Below are 6372 nucleotides of genomic sequence, written 5' to 3' on the forward strand. Positions count from 1 at the left end.
GTTGAGCTCGGCGTTCAGCTCGCTCATCTCGAAGGACAGCGCCAGCAGGCGGCGCGCCTGGAGTTCGGCGAAGTGCGCCTTGATCACCTCGAAGAGCGCGTCGGCCACCTGCCGGCGGGTTTCCAGGTCGCGCCCGGCGCCCACCTTCAGGCTCATGTGGACGAAGGCGTAGTCGTGCTGGCCGTCGGCCATGCGCCAGGTATCCAGGCGCACGGCGCGGCTGCGGATGCCGCCCAGCGGGAACACCCCGCTGTCGCCGAGGCAGGCGTGGACCTTCTCGAACAGGCCGGGCAGGTCGGCCTCGGCCTCGATGTTGTGGGTGTACTCGGCGATGAAGTGCGGCATGGCTGTGTCCTCAGAGGCGGCTGCCGGACGGGTTGCCGGCGGGGTTGGAGGCCTGGGCGGCGGGGATCGCCGAGCCGTCCTGCGGGGTCACCGGGAACACCACGTTGATCTGCCCGGTGCCGGAGGAGCCGAAGTAGGGCGTGACTACCTCGCCCCGGCCGTCGTAGTCCGACCAGCCGAGCGCGCCCAGGAGCATGGCGGTGTCGTGCATGAAGCCTTCGCCGTGGCCCTTGGCCGCGTATTCCGGGAGCATGCCGCAGAAGGTCTGCCAGTCGCCGCGCTGCCACATCCGCACCACCTCGTGGTCGAGGGTTTCCAGGAAGGGGCTCCAGACCTTGTCCGCGAATTCCGGGGCCTGGCCGTTCTGGGCGAAGCGGTGGGTCAGCGAGCCGCTGGCGAGGAAGGCCACGGTGCCGTCGTAGTGCTCTTCCACCGCCTTGCGCATGGCCCAGCCCAGGCGCGCGCTGTCGTTGAGGTAGTGCACGGTGCACAGCGCCGAGACCGAGATGACCTTGAAGTGCTGGTCCTGGTTCATGTAGCGCATCGGCACCAGGGTGCCGTACTCCGGGCCGAGGGTGGTGGCGTCGTGGGCCAGCACGTCCACGCCCATGGCGTTGCAGCCTTCGGCGAGGATGCGCCCCAGTTCCGGGTTGCCGGGGAACTCGTACTCCATGTTGGCGATGAAGTGCGGCAGCTCGTTGCTGGTGTACAGGCCCTGGAAGTGCGGCGCGCAGTTGACGTGGTAGCCGGCGTTGACCAGCCAGTGGGTGTCGAACACCACTATGGTGTCCACCCCCAGCTCGCGGCAGCGCCGGCCGATCTCGCGGTGCCCGTCGATGGCGGCCTGGCGGCTGCCCTGGCGCGGGCCGGGCAGTTCGGAGAGGTACAGCGAGGGAACGTGGGTGATCTTGGCAGCCAGAGCGAGTTTGCCCATGGTGGTTCTCCTGGTGCGGGGCGCCGCCGCTGGGGCGCCCGGATTCTTGTGATTGTTGGCTGCACGCCGGCGATGCAGGCGGCCTTGGCGGCCGCTCTCATCGGGCCGCCTTTCTACACGCCCCAGCGGGGAATGTGGTGGCTGCCCATGGAAATGCACACGTTCTTGATCTCGGCGAAGACCTCGAAGCTGTACTCGCCGCCCTCGCGGCCGGTGCCCGAGCCCTTCACGCCGCCGAACGGCTGGCGCAGGTCGCGGACGTTCTGGCTGTTGATGAATACCATGCCGGCCTCGATGCCGCGCGCCAGGCGATGGGCCTTGCCGATGTCCTGGGTCCAGATGTAGGAGGCCAGGCCGTATTCGGTGTCGTTGGCCAGGCGCAGGGCCTCGGCCTCGTCCTTGAACTTGAGCAGGCAGACCACCGGGCCGAAGATCTCTTCCTGGGCGATGCGCATGCGGTTGTCCACGTCGGCGAACACCGTGGGCTGCACGAACTGCCCGCGGGCCAGGTGCGCCGGCAGGTTGGCCGGGCGCTCCAGGCCGCCGGCGACCAGGCGCGCGCCTTCTTCCATGCCGATGCGGATGTAGCCGGTGACCTTGTCGTAGTGGGCCTGGGTGATCATCGAGCCGACCTGGGTCTTCGGGTCCTGCGGGTCGCCGACGATCAGGCGTTTGGCGCGGGCGGCGAACTCCTCGACGAAGCGGTCGTAGACCGTTTCCTGGATGAAGATACGGCTACCGGCGGTGCAGCGCTCGCCGTTCAGCGAGAAGATGGTGAACAGCGCGGCGTCCAGGGCTCGGTCCAGGTCGGCGTCGTCGAAGATCAGCACCGGCGACTTGCCGCCCAGCTCCATGGAGTATTTCTTCAGGCCGGCGGTCTGCATGATCTTGCGCCCGGTGGCGGTGCCGCCGGTGAAGGAGATGGCGCGCACGTCCGGGTGGCGCACCAGGGCGTCGCCGGCGGTGGCGCCGTAGCCCTGCACCACGTTGAGCACGCCCGGCGGGATGCCGGCCTCCAGGGCCAGGCGGCCCAGCTCGTTGGCGGTCAGCGGCGAGAGTTCGCTCATCTTCAGCACCGCGGTGTTGCCCAGGGCCAGGCAGGGAGCGGTCTTCCAGGTTGCGGTCATGAACGGCACGTTCCACGGCGAGACCAGCCCGCATACCCCCACCGGCTGGTACAGGGTGTAGTTGAGCATCTGGTCGTCCACCGGGTAGCTGTGGCCGTCCATGCGCGTGCAGACCTCGGCGAAGAACTCGAAGTTGTGCGAGGCGCGCGGGATCAGCACGTTGCGCGTCTGGTGGATCGGCAGGCCGGTGTCGAGGGTTTCCAGCTCGGCCAGGTTGGGCACGTTGGCGTCGATCAGCTCGCCCAGCTTGCGCATCAGCTTCGCGCGCTCCTTGGCCGGGGTGTTGGCCCATTTCGGGAAGGCTTCCTTGGCCGCGGCCACGGCCAGGGCGATTTCCTCGGCGCCGCCGCTGGCGACCTCGGCGATCACCTCGGTGGTGGCCGGGTTGATGGTCTGGAAGACTTCTTTGCTCTCGACCTCGCGGCCGTTGATCCAGTGCTTGATCATGCTTGTATCTCTGTCTCGATTAGGTACGGGCGCGGTTCGCGAAGAACTCGGCCTCGCTGACGATGCGGTTGACCAGGCGGCCGACGCCTTCCACTTCCACCACCACTTCATCGCCCGGCACCACGTCGGCCAGGCCTTCCGGCGTGCCGGTGGCGATCATGTCGCCCGGCTGCAGGGTCATGAAGCTGGAGAAGTATTCGATCAGGTAGGGGATGTCGAAGATCATGTCCGCGGTGGTGCCTTCCTGCTTCAGCTCGCCGTTGACCCAGGTGCGCAGCTTCAGCCGCGACGGGTCGGGCACGTCGGCGGCGTCGACTATCCAGGGGCCGACCGGGGTGGTGGCGTCGCGGTTCTTCACCCGCAGGTTGGGCCGGTAGTAGTTCTCCAGGTAGTCGCGGATGGCGTAGTCGTTGCAGACGGTGTAGCCGTCCAGGTAGGCGAGGGCGTCCTCGCGCCTGACGTTGCGCGCCGGCTTGCCGATCACCGCCACCAGCTCGCACTCGTAGTGCATGTAGGCGACGCCGTCGGGGCGCCAGGTCACCTGGTTGTGGCCGGTGTAGGTGCCCTTGGACTTGATGAACGCCAGCGGCTCGGTGGGCGCCTTGAAGGCCAGTTCGGCGGCGTGGTCGGCGTAGTTCAGGCCGAGGGCGAACATGGTCCCGCTGGCCGGCGGCAGCCATTGCACCTCGTGCTCGCCGAGCAGCCGGCCATCGGCCAGGCGCACGGCGTTGTCGGCTTCCACCGTGACCGCGTGGACTTCGCCCTGGTAGCGGATGCGTGCGTGTTTCATCTCAGGCTTCCTCCGCCACCACGTGATTGACCAGGCGGCCGAGACCTTCGATCTCCACCACCACCTCGTCGCCCGGCCGCACATCGACGCGGCCCTCGGGGGTGCCGGTGATGAGCACGTCGCCGGCGTGCAGGGTCATGAATTCGCTGATCTCGGCGATCAGCTGCGGGATGCTGCGCACCAGGTTGGCGGTACTGTTCTGCTGGCGCACTTCGCCGTTGACCAGCAGGCGGACCGGCAGGGCGTGCGGGTCGGCGATCTCGTCGCGGCCGACGACTTCGCTGCCCAGGGGGCAGAAGCCGTCGCGGCACTTGGCCTTGACCGCGGGGCGGTAGTAGCTGTCTTCCGGCAGGCTGAACTCGTTGACGATGACGTAGCCGGCGACGTAGGCCATGGCTTCGTCCACGCCCACGCGGCTGGCGTCGCGGCCGAGCACCACGCCCAGGGCCGGGCCCGGCTGCAGGCGCTCGACGCCGGCCGGGAAGACCACGGGCGCACCGTCGCCATTGCGGGTGTTCGGCGTCTTGATGAACAGCACCGGCTTGACCGGCGGCTTCTGATAAGGCGGTTGCTGGAATTCCTCCAGCCGGCTCTGCAACAGGCCCCGGTAGTTCAGCGCGACGCCGAACAGGGTGCCCGTTGCGGCTTCGCTGACAGCGCGACGCATGGCTTGGTTCTCCTGTTTCGCCCGGCCGCCTGCAGGCGGCCGGTTATCGTTAACATGTTAGCGTTATAGTTAATATGTTAACTATGGTCAAGCCTCTTCCATCGGGGCCTGATCCCGCTGCGAACATTGGAGCAGGCACGCACATGTTGGGATTGTCCGGCGCTGCCATGGCCTTGACCGACGCTGCCAGGAAGCCGGGCGGGCTTTCGCCGGGTTTGCCTGGGGAGGGGCTATGCTGGTTAAAATCTTTCCTACTTTCAGTCGAGTAGCCTCTTTCCATGTCCACGCCGCGTCCGTCCCTGACCCTCACCCTGCTACAGGCCCGCGAGGCCGCCATGGCCTTCTTCCGCCCCTCGCTCAACCAGCACGACCTGACCGAGCAGCAGTGGCGCATCGTGCGCATCCTCCGCCAGCAGGGCGAGATGGAGATCTACCAACTGGCGCAGCAGGCCTGCATCCTCAAGCCGAGCATGACCGGCGTGCTGGCGCGCATGGAGCGCGACGGCCTGGTGCGCCGCTGGAAGTCCGAGCACGACCAGCGCCGCGTGCTGGTGTGCCTGAGCGAGCAGGGCCAGCAGTGCTTCGTGGCCATGAGCGGCGATATGGAGAACAACTACCGGCGCATCCTCGAGCAGTTCGGCGAGGACAAGCTGCAGCAGCTGCTGGGGTTGCTCGACGAGCTGAAGAAGATCAAGCCCTGAGGCGCTTCGCAGGAGCGAGCAAGAACCAGGCGTCCCCCTCGCTCCTGCAGGTAGGTAACACCATGGCCCGCGCACCCATCCCCAACATCGACATCGGCCAGGTCTACGACCTGCGCTACAGCGATTCCGAGGTGCACTACGAGGAACTGGGCAAGCTGGCCGACTTCTTCGGCCGCAACATGCCGGTGCACCGCCACGACCGCTTCTTCCAGGTGCACTACGTGAAGAGCGGCTCGGTGCGCGTCTACCTCGACGAGCAGCTCTACCACCGGCAGGGCCCGCTGTTCTTCCTCACCCCGCCGACCATCCCCCACGCCTTCGTCACCGAGAACGACGCCGACGGCCACGTGCTGACGGTGCGCCAGCAACTGCTCTGGCCGCTGCTGGCGCCGGAGCAGGGCCTGGCCGCCGGACCGGACATAGGCCCGGTGTGCGTGGCCTTCGACCAGCTGGACGAGACCTCCGCCGGCGAGGTGGCGCGCCTGGACGACCTGTTCGACCTGCTGCGCGAGGAGTTCCGCGGCGAGCGCCCGGGCCGCGAACTCGCCCTGGCCGACCTGGTGCGGCTGATCTTCGTCAGCCTGCTGCGCCTCTCGGCCCGCTCGCTCAAGGCGCAGCCCATGCGCCGCGAGGACCTGCGCCTGTTCCAGCGCTTCAACCAGCTGATCGAGCAGCACTACCCCGAGCACTGGCCGCTGGCGGCCTACGCCGAGCGCATCGGCGTCACCGAGGCGCGCCTCAACGACATCTGCCGGCGCGTCGCCGGGTTGCCCTCCAAGCGCCTGGTCCACGAGCGGCTGATGCAGGAGGCGCGGCGCCTGCTGCTGTTCAGCGGCAGCTCGGTGAACGAAATCTGCTACCAGCTCGGCTTCAAGGACCCGGCCTACTTCAGCCGCTTCTTCGCCCGCAACGCCGGGATGGCGCCGGGGGAGTACCGGCAGCGTAGGGCGGGTGACAAGGAAGAGGCCTGGCGTTAGGGCTTTGGCTTTTCGTAGGATCGAGGGGGACGCCTAGTTCTTGCTCGCGAATGGGGTTTCCCGGTGGCCGTGGTGCTTTCGGTGGGCTCCGTACCCTCTCCCCAGCCCTCTCCCTGAAGGGAGAGGGGGCTTGTCCGTGCCCGCGGATAAACATGGTTTCAACCTGATATCGCCGAGGTTGCCGGCTAACACCATGACATCCAACTCTGCCCAACGGTCCCCTCTCCCTTCAGGGAGAGGGTTAGGGAGAGGGAGCGGAGTCAATCCGAAACACCAACGCCACCGGGAAACTCCATTCGCGAGCAAGCTCGCTCCTACAAGGAAGGATGCTTGGGTTTCGGATTATTGGTTAACTTGTTAACGTTATCCGCACCCCATGCCCGG

Annotated in this window: 7 protein-coding genes; 2 read left to right on the forward strand and 5 right to left on the reverse strand. The window is 67.2% G+C overall.

Annotation, left to right across the window (positions count from 1 at the left end):
• The 5 genes from DK254_RS33420 to DK254_RS33440 all read right to left on the reverse strand — a co-directional run.
• Window positions 1-345 (reverse strand): 5-carboxymethyl-2-hydroxymuconate Delta-isomerase (locus DK254_RS33420; protein ID WP_109937386.1); only part of this gene is annotated, 345 nt, incomplete at its 3' end.
• A gap of 10 nt (window positions 346-355) precedes the next feature.
• Window positions 356-1279, reverse strand: coding sequence for a 3,4-dihydroxyphenylacetate 2,3-dioxygenase (gene hpaD, locus DK254_RS33425; protein ID WP_109937257.1), 924 nt, complete (start codon window positions 1277-1279; stop codon window positions 356-358).
• A gap of 113 nt (window positions 1280-1392) precedes the next feature.
• Window positions 1393-2853 carry a 5-carboxymethyl-2-hydroxymuconate semialdehyde dehydrogenase gene (gene hpaE / locus DK254_RS33430; protein WP_109937258.1) on the reverse strand — a complete coding sequence of 487 codons (1461 nt, stop codon included), beginning with the start codon at window positions 2851-2853 and terminating at the stop codon, window positions 1393-1395.
• A 19-nt stretch (window positions 2854-2872) separates the two neighbouring features.
• Window positions 2873-3643: a fumarylacetoacetate hydrolase family protein gene (locus tag DK254_RS33435; protein ID WP_089394002.1), complete on the reverse strand. Its 771-nt coding sequence runs from the start codon at window positions 3641-3643 to the stop codon at window positions 2873-2875.
• Window position 3644: 1 nt separating this feature from the next.
• Window positions 3645-4310, reverse strand: coding sequence for a fumarylacetoacetate hydrolase family protein (locus tag DK254_RS33440; protein ID WP_109937259.1), 666 nt, complete (start codon window positions 4308-4310; stop codon window positions 3645-3647).
• Between the two features lie 278 nt (window positions 4311-4588).
• Here DK254_RS33440 and hpaR point away from each other — a divergent pair, with 278 nt between their 5' ends.
• Both hpaR and hpaA read left to right on the forward strand, forming a co-directional pair.
• Window positions 4589-5011, forward strand: a complete 423-nt coding sequence (gene hpaR, locus DK254_RS33445; protein ID WP_089394004.1) for a homoprotocatechuate degradation operon regulator HpaR — start codon at window positions 4589-4591, stop codon at window positions 5009-5011.
• Window positions 5012-5073: 62 nt separating this feature from the next.
• Window positions 5074-5988, forward strand: coding sequence for a 4-hydroxyphenylacetate catabolism regulatory protein HpaA (hpaA, locus tag DK254_RS33450; RefSeq protein WP_109937260.1), 915 nt, complete (start codon window positions 5074-5076; stop codon window positions 5986-5988).
• Window positions 5989-6372: the final 384 nt, after the last annotated feature.

The sequence above is a fragment of the Pseudomonas sp. RW407 genome, from assembly GCF_003176655.1.
Classification (GTDB): domain Bacteria; phylum Pseudomonadota; class Gammaproteobacteria; order Pseudomonadales; family Pseudomonadaceae; genus Pseudomonas; species Pseudomonas delhiensis.

Excerpts from the sequence above, each read along its gene's own strand:
- hpaR (WP_089394004.1), top strand. The coding sequence starts at position 4,589 with ATGTCCACGCCGCGTCCGTCCCTGACCCTCACCCTGCTACAGGCCCGC.
- DK254_RS33440 (WP_109937259.1), bottom strand. The coding sequence starts at position 4,310 with ATGCGTCGCGCTGTCAGCGAAGCCGCAACGGGCACCCTGTTCGGCGTC.
- hpaA (WP_109937260.1), top strand. The coding sequence starts at position 5,074 with ATGGCCCGCGCACCCATCCCCAACATCGACATCGGCCAGGTCTACGAC.
- hpaD (WP_109937257.1), bottom strand. The coding sequence starts at position 1,279 with ATGGGCAAACTCGCTCTGGCTGCCAAGATCACCCACGTTCCCTCGCTG.
- hpaE (WP_109937258.1), bottom strand. The coding sequence starts at position 2,853 with ATGATCAAGCACTGGATCAACGGCCGCGAGGTCGAGAGCAAAGAAGTC.
- DK254_RS33435 (WP_089394002.1), bottom strand. The coding sequence starts at position 3,643 with ATGAAACACGCACGCATCCGCTACCAGGGCGAAGTCCACGCGGTCACG.